The sequence below is a fragment of the Phytoactinopolyspora halotolerans genome (assembly GCF_010550675.1).
GTDB lineage: Bacteria > Actinomycetota > Actinomycetes > Jiangellales > Jiangellaceae > Phytoactinopolyspora > Phytoactinopolyspora halotolerans.
Genome location: NZ_JAAGOA010000006.1, coordinates 232,341 through 246,672, shown reverse-complemented (window position 1 = coordinate 246,672; position 14,332 = coordinate 232,341). Strand labels below are relative to the sequence as shown.

The 14,332-nt window shown below is 68.7% G+C and carries 13 protein-coding genes and 1 pseudogene; 3 read left to right on the top strand and 11 right to left on the bottom strand.

Features of this window, described 5'->3' with window-relative positions:
• Positions 1 to 37: 37 nt before the first annotated feature.
• The 7 genes from G1H10_RS11060 to G1H10_RS11030 all read right to left on the bottom strand — a co-directional run bounded on the left by G1H10_RS11060 (position 38) and on the right by G1H10_RS11030 (position 6,659).
• Positions 38 to 1,105: an alcohol dehydrogenase catalytic domain-containing protein gene (locus G1H10_RS11060; protein WP_163736850.1), complete on the bottom strand. Its 1,068-nt coding sequence runs from the start codon at positions 1,103 to 1,105 to the stop codon at positions 38 to 40.
• Positions 1,102 to 2,025, bottom strand: coding sequence for a carbohydrate ABC transporter permease (locus G1H10_RS11055; RefSeq protein WP_163736847.1), 924 nt, complete (start codon positions 2,023 to 2,025; stop codon positions 1,102 to 1,104). Before G1H10_RS11055 ends, G1H10_RS11060 begins: the two co-directional genes overlap by 4 nt.
• Complete coding sequence (locus G1H10_RS11050; protein WP_163736844.1) at positions 2,015 to 2,968, bottom strand: carbohydrate ABC transporter permease; 954 nt, start codon at positions 2,966 to 2,968, stop codon at positions 2,015 to 2,017. The genes G1H10_RS11055 and G1H10_RS11050 overlap by 11 nt, the downstream gene beginning before the upstream one ends.
• Before the next feature lie 52 nt (positions 2,969 to 3,020).
• Positions 3,021 to 4,316 carry an ABC transporter substrate-binding protein gene (locus G1H10_RS11045; RefSeq protein ID WP_163736841.1) on the bottom strand — a complete coding sequence of 432 codons (1,296 nt, stop codon included), beginning with the start codon at positions 4,314 to 4,316 and terminating at the stop codon, positions 3,021 to 3,023.
• Positions 4,300 to 5,541, bottom strand: a complete 1,242-nt coding sequence (locus tag G1H10_RS11040; RefSeq protein ID WP_163736839.1) for a 6-phosphofructokinase — start codon at positions 5,539 to 5,541, stop codon at positions 4,300 to 4,302. The genes G1H10_RS11045 and G1H10_RS11040 overlap by 17 nt, the downstream gene beginning before the upstream one ends.
• A 22-nt stretch (positions 5,542 to 5,563) precedes the next feature.
• Positions 5,564 to 5,701, bottom strand: coding sequence for a hypothetical protein (locus G1H10_RS11035; protein WP_163736836.1), 138 nt, complete (start codon positions 5,699 to 5,701; stop codon positions 5,564 to 5,566).
• Between the two features lie 70 nt (positions 5,702 to 5,771).
• Positions 5,772 to 6,659, bottom strand: coding sequence for a DeoR/GlpR family DNA-binding transcription regulator (locus G1H10_RS11030; protein ID WP_163736833.1), 888 nt, complete (start codon positions 6,657 to 6,659; stop codon positions 5,772 to 5,774).
• Positions 6,660 to 6,674: 15 nt separating this feature from the next.
• Between G1H10_RS11030 and G1H10_RS11025 the strand changes: the two genes are divergently transcribed.
• On the top strand, positions 6,675 to 7,544 hold the full coding sequence (locus tag G1H10_RS11025; RefSeq protein WP_216853145.1) for a hypothetical protein: 870 nt from the start codon (positions 6,675 to 6,677) through the stop codon (positions 7,542 to 7,544).
• A 159-nt stretch (positions 7,545 to 7,703) separates the two neighbouring features.
• On the opposite strand, the gene G1H10_RS11020 is transcribed toward G1H10_RS11025, so the two are convergent.
• On the bottom strand, positions 7,704 to 8,285 hold the full coding sequence (locus G1H10_RS11020) for a pyridoxamine 5'-phosphate oxidase family protein (RefSeq protein WP_163736830.1): 582 nt from the start codon (positions 8,283 to 8,285) through the stop codon (positions 7,704 to 7,706).
• Between the two features lie 167 nt (positions 8,286 to 8,452).
• The gene (gene ilvD / locus G1H10_RS11015) at positions 8,453 to 10,186 is read right to left on the bottom strand and encodes a dihydroxy-acid dehydratase (RefSeq protein ID WP_163736827.1); all 1,734 of its coding nucleotides are present in this window, start codon (positions 10,184 to 10,186) and stop codon (positions 8,453 to 8,455) included.
• Positions 10,187 to 10,389: 203 nt separating this feature from the next.
• Between ilvD and G1H10_RS11010 the strand changes: the two genes are divergently transcribed.
• Entirely contained in the window at positions 10,390 to 11,508 is a 1,119-nt protein-coding gene (locus G1H10_RS11010; protein WP_174264248.1) for a hypothetical protein, read from the top strand.
• Positions 11,509 to 11,560: 52 nt separating this feature from the next.
• Here G1H10_RS11010 and G1H10_RS11005 read toward each other — a convergent pair whose 3' ends face one another.
• Together G1H10_RS11005 and G1H10_RS11000 are read right to left on the bottom strand one after the other, a co-directional pair.
• On the bottom strand, positions 11,561 to 11,884 hold the full coding sequence (locus tag G1H10_RS11005) for a cupin domain-containing protein (RefSeq protein ID WP_163736825.1): 324 nt from the start codon (positions 11,882 to 11,884) through the stop codon (positions 11,561 to 11,563).
• Between the two features lie 90 nt (positions 11,885 to 11,974).
• Positions 11,975 to 13,087, bottom strand: coding sequence for a WD40/YVTN/BNR-like repeat-containing protein (locus G1H10_RS11000; protein WP_376778597.1), 1,113 nt, complete (start codon positions 13,085 to 13,087; stop codon positions 11,975 to 11,977).
• Positions 13,088 to 13,422: 335 nt separating this feature from the next.
• Here G1H10_RS11000 and G1H10_RS10995 point away from each other — a divergent pair.
• A pseudogene (locus tag G1H10_RS10995) lies at positions 13,423 to 14,315 on the top strand (alpha/beta fold hydrolase).
• Positions 14,316 to 14,332 lie beyond the last annotated feature (17 nt).

The following is a 14,332-nucleotide window of genomic DNA, read 5'->3' as shown; positions in this document are numbered from 1 at the left end:
CGGCCGACGGCCACCACGACGGGTTCGAGCCGATTCATCAGTGTGCCGTGTGGACGATGAACGGCTTGAGCTGATCACCGGCAGCGAATGACTCGAACGCCTCCGGCAGGTCGGGAAGCGTCAGCGGGGTCGCGAGCCGGTCGCGCAGCGTCGGCCCGCAGCGGCGGAGCAGCTCCCAATTGTCCGCCACCTCGTCGAGCGGGAAGTAGAACGAGCGGACGGTGAAGCAGTCGGTCCGCCGCCAGCGCGGCGTCGCAGGCATGGTGTACGGCGAGTTCGACTCGCCGAGTGCCAGCACGGCACCGCCGGGCACGATCACCCGCTGGGCGAGTTCGCGGGCCGGTTCGGCGCCACTCACCTCGACAGCGATGTCGTACTGGTTCTCGCTGTCCACGTCGGTGGCCTGCCGGGCCCCGCCGGCCCGGGCGAGCGCGAGCCGGGCGTCGTTCGGATCGAACGCGTGCACCTCCGGCACGCCGAGCTGCTGCGCCACCGCGACGACGCCCAGCCCGAGCGGGCCACACCCGACGACCAGCAGCCGTTGCGGCGGATCGGGCTGCGTGGCCAGCGCCATACGCAGCCCGTGCGCGGCCGTGCCGACGGTGTCCAGACCCAGTACGGCCACGTCCAGCCCGATGTCGTCGGGCACGGGGATGACGCACCGGGCCGGCACATCGACGTAGTCGGCGAAGCCGCCGTCGCGCTGCCAACCGATCAGTTCCCCGAGACGCAGGCAACGATTCGTCCGCCCCTTCGCGCATTGAGCACAACTACCGCAGTACACCGGGATATAGACGATGCCGCGGGTACCCACGCGCACGGCATGCCCGGCGGCGTCGGCGGGGCCTCCCGCGTCGCCGACGTCCACGACGACGCCGGCGATCTCGTGGCCCGGCACCACCGGGGAGCCGGCGGCTAGCAGCCGCTTGTCCGATCCGCACAGCGCACAGACCTCCACCCGTAGGCGGACCTCGCCGGGTGGCACGGGCCCCAAGTCGACCTTGTCGAACGCGATCACGCCGTTTCCGGAGAACCGAGCCACAGTGTTGTCGGCCGCCACGTCACCGGTCGCCATGGCGCTCTTCTCCTCATCACCCGTCGTCATTTCACCGCTCCTCCGGTCAGGCCGCGCACCAGCCAGCGCTGCGCCAGGATGGTCAGCAGGAAGGCGGGCATCGAGATCAGCGTGCTGGCGGCCATCAGGCCGCCGTAGTCGCTGGAGCCCTGGCCGATGAAGTTGAACGCGATCACCGGCAGCGGCAACGTGTCAGAGTTCGCCAGCGCCAGAGCGAACAGGAAGAAGTTCCAGGAGAAGATGAAACTCAGCGTGACCGCGACCGACAGCCCGGGAAGGGCCAGCGGCAGCACCACGTTCCGGAACCGCTGCCCCACGGTGCAGCCGTCCAGCATGGCCGCCTCCTCCAACGTCACCGGGATGTCCTCGAAGAACGGGATCAGCAGCCATACGCACAGCGGCAGCGTGATGATCAGGTGCGCCGCGATCAGCAGCAGGAAGTTCAACCCGTTGTTCGACGGCGCGCCGATGTTCACCGACAGCACGAACAGCGGCAGTACGAACATCACGCCGGGCGCCATCCGGGCCAGCAGAGTCATGAATCCCACCGCCGCGAGCCGTCGCCGGACGATGACGTACGCGGCGGGCACACCGAGCAGCAGGCCGAGCAGTGTCGATCGACCCGCGATGATGAAGCTGTTGCGGATGTAGTAGAAGAACGCGAACCGCTCGAACAGGTTGGTGAAGTTGTCCAGGGTCAACGGCGACGTCAGGTTGAAGATCGACCCGGTGATGTCGACGTTGCGGCGGAACGCGGACCACACCATGAACAGAACCGGCCCGAAGAAGACCAGCGCCGCCGCCAGATAGCCCGCATAGACGGGCGCGCGCCTTCGCGTGCCCAGGGAGGCTCCGGCGGGCCTCGAGCTCCTGGAACGCCTCGCGCCGCGGGCCGCTCCCGTATCGCCGGCCCGGTTCGTGACGCGGGCGCTCGGGGTGTCAGTACTCAACGATCTGCCTCCTCCGCCACCACGTGAACACCCCAGCGATCGCCACCACCAAGAGCAGCAGACTCAGCTGCAGCGCGGCCGCGTAACTGGCCTCCTGGTCGATGAAGGCGCTGCGGTAGCCGTACACGTTCAGGGTGTTCGTCGAGTTCACCGGCCCGCCCTGGGTCATGATGTAGACCGTGTCGAAGAAGCGCACCAAGTCCACGGTGCGCAACAGGACCGCTACCGAGATCACCGGCATGAGCAGCGGCAGCGCGACGTGCCGAGCCTTCTTCCAGTTCGACGCGCCGTCGATCCCGGCCGCCTCGAACGGTTCGCTCGGCAACGCGCGGATCCCGGCCGCGATGATCAGCGCCATCAGCGGCGTCCACTGCCAGATGTCGACGATCGCGATCGACCACGGGGCGATGTCCGGATCTCCCAGCCACACGACGGGGTCGATTCCGACAGCATCGAGGATCTGGTTCGCCGCGCCCAGCGTCGGATCGTAGATCAGCAGCCACACCAGCGCGACGGCCACCGAGGCGGTGATCGCCGGGATCAGCATCAGGCCCTGAAAGATCCGGCGTCCGGGCACGTCGATGCTGAGCAGGTAGCCCAGCGCCAGTCCCAGCAGCGTCTCCACCGTGAGGCAGACCACCAGCAGGAACAACGTCACGCGTACCGAATTCCAGAACAGCGGGTCGTCGAACATCTGGGAGAAGTTCGACGTTCCGACGAACCCGGCGTTCTCCCCGTTCGGCCGGCGGTCGGACAGCGCCAGCCACCCGGTGTACAGCACCGGCATGAGCACCAGCGCACCGGTGACGATGATCGCCGGGAGCATGAGCGGCCACACACCTCGGGAGACCGGCGTCGCCCCCGTCGAGTCGCGCCTCGAGACGCCGCGCCGCCGCCCCGGGGGTGCGCCGCGGTCGTGCTTCCGGCGCCTGGTTTCCGTCATCGTCGCCATCGTCTCCGCTCATCTTTCCGGTCGCGCCCGACTTCTCACGTGCTCATCGTTCAGCGAGCAGAGGTTCGAGGCCGGCCTGGATCTCCGCGGCGGCCTCCTCGGCGGTGGCGTCGCCCAGGATCGCCTTGCCGACGGCGTCGCCGATCACCTGCCGCATCGTCGGCGCCTCGGTACCGACCGGGCCCACCTCGACGTGGCCGTTCTCCTGCAGGTCGACCACGGCGTCATGCCAGGCCTGCAACGTGGGGGTGTCGAGCGCGTCGGTGTACTCCGAATCCTGCGCGACGGACGCCCGCGGCGGGGCGATCTCGGCCTCGGTCAGCGCCAGCTGGGTCTCCGGGCTGGACGCCCATTCCAGGAAGCGCCAGGCGTCGTCCTTGTTCTGCGAATGCGGCGACATCGCCAGGCCCCAGGAGAGAACGGTGGGTGCGGCCCCGGCCGAACCGCCGGGCACCGGCGCGACACCGACGGTCTCGCCGACGGTCGAGCTGGCCTGGTCGACCACACTGTTCAGCTCGTTGCTGGATTCCAGCATCATGGCCGCCTCGCCCTGGGCGAACAGCGTCGAGGACTCGGTGAAGGAGTAGTTGATCACCCCTGGCGGCCCGTACTCGCGAGCCAGCGTCGCGTACGCCTCGATCGCTTCGACGGCGCCGGGCTCGTCGAAGTTCGGGCGGCCCTCGTCGTCGGTCCATTCGACACCGTTGCCGTGCACGAACGGGCCGAAGGTGAACGGCAGCGCCGGCGCCTGTCCCCGCAGGGTGATCGGCGTGATCCCCGGGTCCTCGGCGGCGATCGCCGCGGCGGTGTCGATGAGCTCCTCCACGGTCGCCGGCGGGGTCAGCCCCCACTCCTCGAACAGGTCGGTCCGGTAGTACAGGACCGGTCCTTCGACGTTGATCGGCACCGCGTAGGTAGCCTCGTCGACCTTCATGCCGTCGATGGCGCCGCGGCTGAAATCATCGGGCCGGTAGTCCTCCGAGGCGTCGGCGAGGTAGTCATCCAGCGGCTCGTAGTAGCCGGCGTCGGCGAACAGCGGGCCTTCGCGGGATGGCAATGTCATGTAGACGTCCATGGCGGCGCTCTTCGACTGCAGGTTGAGCTGGATCTTGTCACGCGCCTGCTGCTCGGCGAACGTCTCGACGTTCACCTCGATGCCGGTCTCCTCTTCGAAGTCGGGGATCAGCGGTTCGATGCCGCGCTGGAACGGGTGGTTGGACATCACGACGGTGATCGACTCGCCGCCACCCGAGGTGGCATCCGACGGGTTTCCGCACGCCGGCAGGGCAAGCGTGCCCGCCATGACGGCACCGGCGATGACCTTAGTGCGAGGACTCATGATCTACGACCTTTCCTTCGTTGGAACGGTGAGTGTGGAGCCCCAAAGGCCGCGGAGGCGCGGCCTGAAGAGGTTGGGCTGAACGCACCAGCGGCGCCAGCCAGGTATGGAACGAGCCCAGATCGAGCGGCTCGGACGTCTGCCAATGGCCCGGCACCATCCGGGTGCGACCGGCCACCTCGCGCAACGGGACGAGCGGATAGGAGACGGCGTACTCGGCACCGGGATGCCGCTCGATGCCGACCATCACCGCCGCTGCGGCACTGGACCCCGCCGTCGCGGCGTCCGTCGTCATCGGCGGTGACATGGCGAGCGCGCGTGCGGCCTCGTACCCGACGCGTTCGGCCTCGGCAGCGTCGACCGGGCTGACGAGCGCCGACACGCAGCGCTGCGCGACGCCGAGGACCTCACCCCGGGCGGGCAGGCCGAGTTCGGCACTGACCAGCCGGGCGAGCACCCGTGCGACGCCTCCCGCGATCAACGTGGTGTGGTTGGCCGCGTGGATCGGCGCGGCGGTCAGCTCGGGCGCGAATCCCTCGCTGACGACGATCAGCGCCCGCCCGTGCCGGTCCACCAGATCGCGGACGTCAGTGACGAACGTGTCGCGGTGGAACGCCAGCTCCGGCGGATAGACCCGGTGTACAGGGTGCTCGGGGTCGACCGGAAGCGTCGCCGCGAGCGCCAGCCAGCCCGTGCCACGGCCCATCGTCTCCACGATGCGGACAGGTTCCACCGACGTCATGGCGCGGTGATCGCGGGCGATGTCGGGCAGCACCGTGGTCAGGAAATGCGCGGCCGAGGCGAACCCGGGAGCGTGGTCGACGCCGTCGAGGTCGTTGTCGATGGTCTTGGGGATGCCGGCCACCCGGAGCGGGACGCCCCGCTCACCCGCCCGGTCGGCGACCGCGGCGAGCAGCGCCATCGTGCCGTTGCCCCCGATCACGGCGATGCCGTCGACGGCCTGCGCGGCGAGAGCGGTGACGATCGCGTCGACGTCGGCCGGCGTCGTCGTCCGGCGCCCGCCGCCCAGCCACGAGCCGCCGGCGGCCTCGGCGCCGGCAGGGAGACCGGCGCCGGTCAGGCGGTGGAATCTGCCAGCCACCAACGCGTCCGGACCACCGCGCGCGAGCAACACGTCGTGGTCGTGCGCACCCCGGAGGAAACCGGCCACGCTGCGATTCACCACCGCGGTCGGGGCACCGGTCTGAGCAAGCAGCAGGCGCATCAACGGCCTCCGGATGCGGTGGTCAAGGTCTCTCCTCCGTCTCGGCCGGCAGATCCAGATCGATGCCGATGGCCGGCTCCGGGCCGTCCGGCAGGTGGGCGGTCCCGTGGTCGCGGCCGTCGTCGAAGACGGGCGAGAGAGTTTGTTCGCTTACAAACATTGCATGCAGTGTTGGCGACGAAGGCTCGGATGTCAAGACCCGCGTGTCTTCCCGGTCGCCCGGCCGGAACTCAGGCGACGATGACGCGCGTGCCGTTCTGACGCAGCCGCTGCGTCATACGCTCGCCGAACGCACCGTCGGTGACGACCGTGTCGATCAGATCCAGTCCGCACACGCGGACCGGACCGGGTGCCGCCTCCTTCGACGTGTCGCACACCAGGACGACGTGATCCGCCGCGTCGACCAACGCTCGTTTCGCCCCGAGTTCAAGCTCCGACAACACGTAGATACCGCGCTCGTCCACCGAGGTCGCTCCGACCATCAGGACATCTAGGCGCAGATTGGCCACGAACTGCGCGGCACTCGGACCGATCAGCGCCTGATTCTCCGGAGACAGCTCCCCACCGACCACGATCGAACGGATCGACGGCCTGGTCAGCATCGCCGTGAGCACCGGCACCGAGTGCGTGACCACGCATCCCGCGAAATCGCCCGGCAACGCATTGGCCACCTCGAGCGCGGTCGTTCCGGCGTCGATCCCCACCGTGTCCGCCGGCGAGACGAGGTCCGCCGCCACCTTGCCGATCCGGCGCTTGGCATCGGCCTTGATCTGCGCGCGGGCCAGGAAGGCCGGATGCGCCCGGGTGCCGGGCGGCAGACTCGCACCGCCGTGGACCAGGACGGCGTCGCCCTCGTCGGCCAGGCGGCGCAGGTCGCGCCGGACGGTCATCTCCGAAACCTGCAGCTGCCTGCTGATATCGGAGACGGAAACGTGTCCGGCCCGACGCAGCCGGTTCAGGATCGCGGCGCGCCGGCGCGGTGCGGCGTCGTAGCGCAAAGCTGCGGCGGAATGCGCCTGGTCGGGGCCGTCCTGCACGTGGTTCACCTTACCTGCGGTATGCAAATACGCCAGAAGATGGTAACTTTCTAACATCTTTTGTTGTCGCGACTCACTCACCGGAGGACACGCAACGTGACCGCAAACCCCGTCGACCGCCTGCTCCGCCCATCGGGCGGCTTCACGATGCTCGCACTCGATCAGCGTGAGGCGCTCCGTGTCATGATGCGCGAGCGGACCGGCCACGACGTCTCCGATGCCGACCTCACCGCATTCAAGGTCGCCGCGGCTCGGGCCCTGACTCCACACGCGTCGGCTCTGCTCGTCGAGAAACAGTTCGGCTGGGACGCGATCATCCAGGAGAACGCCGTCTCCCCCGGCTGCGCGCTCATCGCGGCCGCTGACCATTTCGTGCCCGGAACCGACGAGTTCATCGCCGAGTCCGTCATCGATGAGGCGATAGACCCCGCCGTCGTCCGCGATCAGGGCGCGGCGGCCCTGAAACTGCTGGTGATCTGGAGGCCGGACGGGGATCCCGATGCACGTCGCGCCCTGGTCTCGGATTTCGTCGACCGATGCCGCGCGCACGGCCTGGCCAGCATCGTCGAGCCGGTGTCACGCAAGCCGACGGACGGCGGCCCGTTCGATGCCGACGCCGGCATCGTGGCCGCGGCCCGAGAACTCGGCGGTCTCGGCGCCGACGTCTACAAGTCAGAGGTCCCGACGCACGGAGCCGGCACCGACGACGAGATCTTCACCAGGTGCAAGGAGCTCGACGAGGCGATCGACGGGCACTGGGTCGTCCTGTCTTCGGGTGTGCCGGCCGAGCGGTTCCCGGAGACGGTCGCGCTGGCTTGCCGCGCGGGCGCGTCGGGCTTCTTGGCCGGACGTGCCGTGTGGGCATCCGTCGTCGGAAGCGCCGATCTTGAGACCGACCTGCGCAATCAGGCCGTCCCTGCGCTGCAGCGGCTGGTCAGAACCGTCGACGAGACCGTCTCACGCTGAGGTGACGAATCGCCGACAGCCGCCGCCTCCTCACCTCGGCGACACCAAGCCTCCACGGAGTCGCCCGAGCAACACCAAGCCTCCACGAGGTACGACGACCGGATTATCCAGATCCGGGCGGCGGTCACGGCTGGGGTCATCGAGACCCGCGAGGTCGGCTCACATGGGATCGGGCTCAGGCTCTGAGACGGGGTCGTAGTCGAAAGCGGGCAGGCCGTCCAGGCTGACCCGGTTCTTCTTCACCCGGTAGGTGACCTGTCCGTCGGCGCCCTTGCGCTCCATGTGCGCCGGCAACATGTCGCGTTCACCCACGTAGTCCATCAGCGGTACACCGAAACCGCAGGAGTCGGAGATCCGGTACACGTCCACCACGATCACGGCCCGCGCACCTCGCTTCTCCGGAAACATGTCGATGTAGCCGGCGAACTCGTCGTCGTACAGGGTGACGAAGCGACCGGTTCCGTGCAGCCGCACCACGTTCGGCGGGCCGGAGAACGCACAGAACATCAGGGTGATCCGCCCATTGTCCCGCAGGTGTGCGATCGTCTCCGCGCCACTGGCCGTGTAGTCGAGGTAGGCGACCGTGTGTTCGTCGAGCACGACGAACGAGCCGCTGATCCCCTTGGGCGAGACGTTCACGTGCCCGTCTGAGCCGGACGGCGCCGTCGCCACGAAGAAGACCTTCTGTGCCTCGATGAACTCTCGCAGCCGTCCACTGATCCCGTCGTGCACCTTGCCCACGCACGCACCTCCTTGCCGTCCTACGGAAGGTCGCAGCGGCGCTGATGCGGACCCGGTGTCGTCGTCCGTCGCTTGTTCTTCGGCGGTCGCCTTCTCGCCGTGCGTCGTCAACTCGCCGTCGGCAGCCGCCTTATCAGTATCGGCAGTGGCCTTCTCGCCGTGCGTCGTCAGTCGCAGACGGCGCCGTTGGCGGCCGAACCGACCAGCTTGGCGTATTTCGCCAGCACCCCGCGCTCGTGCTTGGGCGCCGGCGGCTGCCATCCTTCGCGGCGACGGGCCAGCTCGTCCTCGTCGACGAGCACATCGATGCTGCGGTTGGCGATGTCCACCCGGATACGATCCCCGTCCTGCAGGAACGCGATCGGGCCGCCGTCCACCGCCTCCGGAGCGACGTGACCGATGCACAACCCTGTGGTACCGCCGGAGAACCGGCCGTCGGTGATGAGCAGCACGTCCTTACCCAGCCCGGCTCCCTTGATGGCGCCGGTGACGGCCAGCATCTCGCGCATGCCGGGGCCGCCCTTCGGCCCCTCGTAGCGGATGATGACCACGTCGTTCTTCTGCAGGGCGCCCTCTTCCACGGCGTCCATCGCGGCCTGCTCGCCGTCGAAGACGCGCGCCGTGCCGTCGAAGACATCCGCATCGAAGCCGGCGGACTTCACCACCGCACCCTCCGGCGCCAGCGAGCCGCGCAGGATGGTCAACCCACCGTTCTTGTGGATCGGGTCGGACATGGCGTGGATGATCTTCCCGTCCGGGTCCGGCGGCGAGATCTCAGCGAGATTCTCGGCCACCGTCTTGCCGGTCACGGTCAGGCAATCTCCGTGCAATAGCCCGGCGTCCAGCAGAGCGCGCATGACGACCGGCACGCCGCCGATCCGGTCGACGTCGGTCATCACGTACCGGCCGAACGGCTTGACGTCGGCCAGGTGCGGCACCTTCTCTCCGATCCGGTTGAAATCGTCCAGCTCCAGCTTGACGTTGGCCTCGTGCGCGATCGCCATCAGGTGCAAGACCGCGTTGGTGGAGCCGCCGAGCGCCATGACCACAGCGATCGCGTTCTCCAGCGACTCGGAGGTGATGATGTCCCGGGTGGTGATGCCGCGCCGGAGCAGTTCGACGACGGCTTCACCGGACTTGCGCGCCAGCCCGTCCCGGCGGCGGTCGACCGCGGGTGGAGCAGCGCTGCCGGGCAGCGACATTCCCATCGCCTCGGCGGCGCTGGCCATGGTGTTCGCGGTGAACATGCCGCCGCAGGCGCCTTCGCCCGGGCAGATCGCCCGCTCGATCTCGTCGACCTCCTCGCGGGTGATCAGCCCGCGGGCACAGGCGCCGACCGCCTCGAACGCGTCGATGATGGTCACCTCGCGGTCGCCCACCTTGCCCGGCAGGATCGACCCCGCATACAGGAACACGGCGGCGATGTCGAGCCGGGCGGCGGCCATCAGCATCGCCGGTTCGGACTTGTCGCACCCGGCGAGCAGCACCGCGCCGTCCAGGCGCTCGGCACCGAAGACGGTCTCCACCGAGTCGGCGATCACCTCGCGCGACACGAGGGAGTAGTGCATGCCCTCGTGCCCCATGGAGATGCCGTCGGAGACCGAGATGGTGCCGAACTCCAGCGGGTAGCCCTTCGCCGCGTGCACCCCGTCCTTGGCGGCCTTGGCCAGCCGGTCGAGCGACAGGTTGCAGGGGGTGATCTCGTTCCAGGACGACCCTACGCCGATCTGCGGCTTCTCCCAGTCGTCGTCGGTCATGCCGACGGCGCGCAGCATGCCGCGTGCGGCCGCGCGCTCCATTCCGTCGGTGACCGTACGCGAACGCGGCTTGATGTCCGGTGCTCCGGAGCCGCTCGCGGAGGAGGAACTGTTCGGTGTCGACGTCGACGGTGTCACGGTCATGACCCAACGCTAAACCCGCGGCATACATCACGAGACGCCAGGTCCGGGATCCGGACGCAGGAACTGCGGCCACGATCGAGGCCGAGCAGGCGCCCGCCTGCGATCCGTGCCCTTCGTCCCGGCAACGAGTTCATGTGCTGTTCACCGCGTCGCCGTCGCCCCCGGCTAGGGTGCCGAGCCGGACGACAAAGAAGGAGCACCACATGGTTTCCAGACGGACGCTGCTCACCGGCACGCTCGCCGGGGCCGGCCTGATCGGCGCCGGGCTGGCCGGCGTCGGACCGGACGGCGCACAAGCAGCGAGAGCTGCGCAGCGAACCGCACGTCAGGATGCCCCGATGACGAGCGCACCCGGGGCCACCCACCCGCACGGCCACCGATCGAGGCCCGGTTCACCGACCGTCCTCATCGCGACGAACGAGCCTTGGGGCACGTACCATGTCCGGCCGCTTGTGGACGCGGCGGCGCGGCGCGGCATCCGGATCGTCCAGCTCGTGCCGGACACCTCGGTGATCGATCCCGACGATACGGTGGAGACCGCCACGCCCGACGACGCACCTCCGGCGAACCTGCTGGTGGTGACCGGTGCCGCGGACTGGCCGGCGGACTGCGCCGCGCGGCTGAGCCGACTGCCCGTCGCCGCGAGCTCACTCGCCTACCTGAATCCGCAACAGGCACCCCGAGCGCATGAGCTCAGGAGCCGGCTTCGGGTGATCACCTCGTCGTCGCCCGCCGAGGCCCGAGCGTTCTCCTCCTACCTGGGCTCGCACCGCAGAGTCCGCGTCGTCGGCTCGCCGCAGACGGATCACCTGCCGGTACACCGTCCCGAACCGGATACCGTGTTGGTGCTGACCAGCGTCACCTACCCGGACGAGACCGGCGGCGCGGCTCCGGGCACCGAGCTGTTGCTGGCCTGTGCCGAGCGTCTGGCCGCGGCAGGCGCGCACGTCGTCGTCGGGATGCATCCGCGGGAGGATCCGTCGTTGTGGGACCGGTACGAGATCAGCGACGTCCCCTCCGTGCAGGCCGCCGGGCGCGCTGAGGCGGCCATCGGGATCCCGGGAACGGTCTTCCCGCTGATCGTCGCCGCCGGTGTGCCCGTCGTGGGCTGCGTCGACCCGGCCCTCACCGTCCCTGACTACCTGCTGGACGTCTGCTCGTCCACCATCGACGACGCCGCGCTCGCGGTCGGCGCGGTCGGCACGGCCGAGCTGCCCGGCGAGGATGTCCGGTACGACGCGATCGGCCCGGTCGGCGGCTCCGCGGATCGGCTGCTCGACGCATGGGAACGCGCCGCCCGACCCCACCCCCAGCGCCGTTGATCATGAACACTAACCGTTCACATAGCACGGTTAGTGTTCATGATCATGGGGCTCAGCCGAGGCCGACGGTCAGGATCACCAGGGAGTCCTCGTCCGCGACCAGGTCGTGGCGCCACGGCGGCACGTCGACCAGCGTGCCCTCCTCGACGAGGATGCTCCGTTCGCCTGCGTTGAGCCGCACCCGTCCGCGAAGACACTGCACCGTGGCGTCGCCCTCGCTCTGGTGCTCGTCGCAGCGCGTCCCGGCGGTGAGCGCCATCAACGTCTGACGCAGCCGGGCGCCGCTGTGCAGCGTTCTGGACGCCCGGCCGTTCGGCGAGTTCTTGGCCGCGTCCAGCTGGTGGGTGCCGATGGACTCCAGCGTCATCTCAGCCATCTCCCCATCCTGCCCGCCATCCCATGATCATGAACAGTAACCGTGCTATTCGAACGGTTACTGTTCATGATCATGGGAGATTGGGCGGCGCTAGTTCGGCAAGACGGCGGCGCGCACGCACAGCACGTCCGGCAGGTGCGACAACACCTCGGACCAGGTCGCGCCCTCATCGGCGCTGGCGAACACCGAGCCGTCGCGAGTGCCGAGATACAGACCGGCCAGGCCGTCGTCGGGCGGCACGTCGTCGGAGCAGAAGGCGTCGCGCAGCACCGAGGCGTAGAACATGCCGGGCATGCTGACCGCCGACTTCTTCCAGGTACCCCCGGCATCGTCGGTCCGCCAGACCTGGAGCGTGCGTTCCGGCGGCAGCCGTTCCATGTCGGCCACCAGCGGCACCACCCAGGCCGTGTCCGCGCGATGTGGATGCGCGACGACCGGGAACCCGAAGTTCGACGGCAGCCCATCGGCGATCGGCACCCAACTCGCACCGCCGTCGTCGGAGCGATAGACGCCGGGGTGGTTCTGCAGGAACAGCCGCTCGGGCTCCTCGGCGTCGCGCGCGATCTTATGCACACACTGCCCGTATTCAGGAGGTTCACCCGGCAGGAAGTCGGCCGTGATGCCGCCGTTCGACGGGTTCCAGGTGTCTCCGCCGTCGTCGCTGACGTACACGCCACCGGTGGACATCGCGACCATGATCCGGCTGTCGTCGGTCGGATGCGGCAGGATCGTGTGCAGCGCCTGACCACCGCCACCCGGCTCCCAGGTCGGACGGTGCGGATGGTTCCAGAGCCCTTCGCAGAGTGAGAAGGTCTCCCCGCCATCCTCCGACCGCCACAGCGCGGTCGGCTCGGTGCCGGCCCAGACCACACCCGGTCGATCGACCGTGTCCGGGCGGATCTGCCAGACCGTCTCCACCGAGGCGCCCAGGTCCGACGGGAACCGCACGCCGCTGCCGTCAGGCGCCTCATGCCACGTCTCTCCGAGGTCGTCCGACCACGAGACGGCGGGTCCCCAGTGGTCGTAGCTCGCACCGGCCAGCACCCGGGTATGGCCACCCCGGGTGTCAATGGCACATGCGGCCACCGACTTCATCAGCAGGTGCGGGCCGTGCACGCTCCAACTCTGCCGATCCGCGCTACGCAGCAGCCACAGTCCCTTGCGGGTTCCCACGGCCACCACGACGTCGCCCTTGGCCATCACGCCACTCCTCTCGTCAGCTGTCCCACGCGGACCTGGTCCTGTCTGTATCGACCAGCGCAGAACCGGAGAATCATCGCGAACCTTCGAGCAACGATCCTCGTCCGCTGACGTGGTGGTCCCACCCCCACGCCGGCCGCCCGGCTGCCCCTCAGGACCGCGACGTGCCGCGAAGCCCCTCTCAGACTAGGCATCGTACTGTGGCCCAGCTCACATCGGAAGGTATGCCGCGCGCATCGTCTCGCCGGCACGAGGAGTGCCAGCGGGGCCGACATGACTTCGTCCGTCCGCCTTTGGGTAGTCGCACGATAGCGTCCCGGAATCCCAGGAGAGTCGACATGCCCCACCCAGCTACGGCCGAACGGTTCATGGTTCGGCACCGCCACCTCGACTTGAACGGCACCCGTGTCTTCTATCGCCACGCCGGACCTGCGTACGCCCCGGTGGTGCTGCTGCCGCACGGCTACCCATGCTCATCGTTCCAATCCGCAATCTCATTCCCATGCTCGCGGATCGCTGGCAGCTGATCGCCCCGGACTTCCCCGGCTTCGGCTACAGCGGCACCCCGGACCAGGCCGAGTTCTCTTACTCGTTCGACGGTTACGCGGACTTTCTGCAGCGCCTGCTAGCCGAGTTCGGAGTGTCCCGGTACGCGATCTATCTGCACGATTACGGGTCACAGATCGGCCTGCGCCTGGCCATGCGCCAACCCGAGAACGTGGCCGCGTTGATCATCCAGAACGGCGACATCTACGAAGACGAGCTCGGCCCGAAATACGACGGCCTGAAGGAGTATTGGGCAACGCCCTCACCCTCCGGTCGGGCGACGCTCGAAGCGGCGGTCAGCGAAGAGGGTTTCCGGGACGAGTTCCTCAACGACGTCGACGACCACCTGGCCGAACGCATCACGCCGGACTTGTGGAAGCTGGCATGGTCCCAGCTCGACACGCCGGTCCGGCGAGAGGTCATGGTCGGGCTGATGGAGGGTCTGCGGGAGAACGTTGAATGGTTCCCGTCTTACCAGGCCTACCTACGCGAGTACCAGCCGCCGACGCTGATCGTCTGGGGGCCTCACGATGGTTACATGCCCGAAGGGTCCGCCCGCGCCTATCTCCGAGACCTCCCCCAAGCCGAACTTCGCCTGCTCAATGGCGGCCACTGGGCGCTGGAGACCAACTTGGACGAGGTCGTCGCCCTCTGCCGTGACTTTCTCGGTCGCGTGCACACCTGACCCGGGCCGGAGCGTCG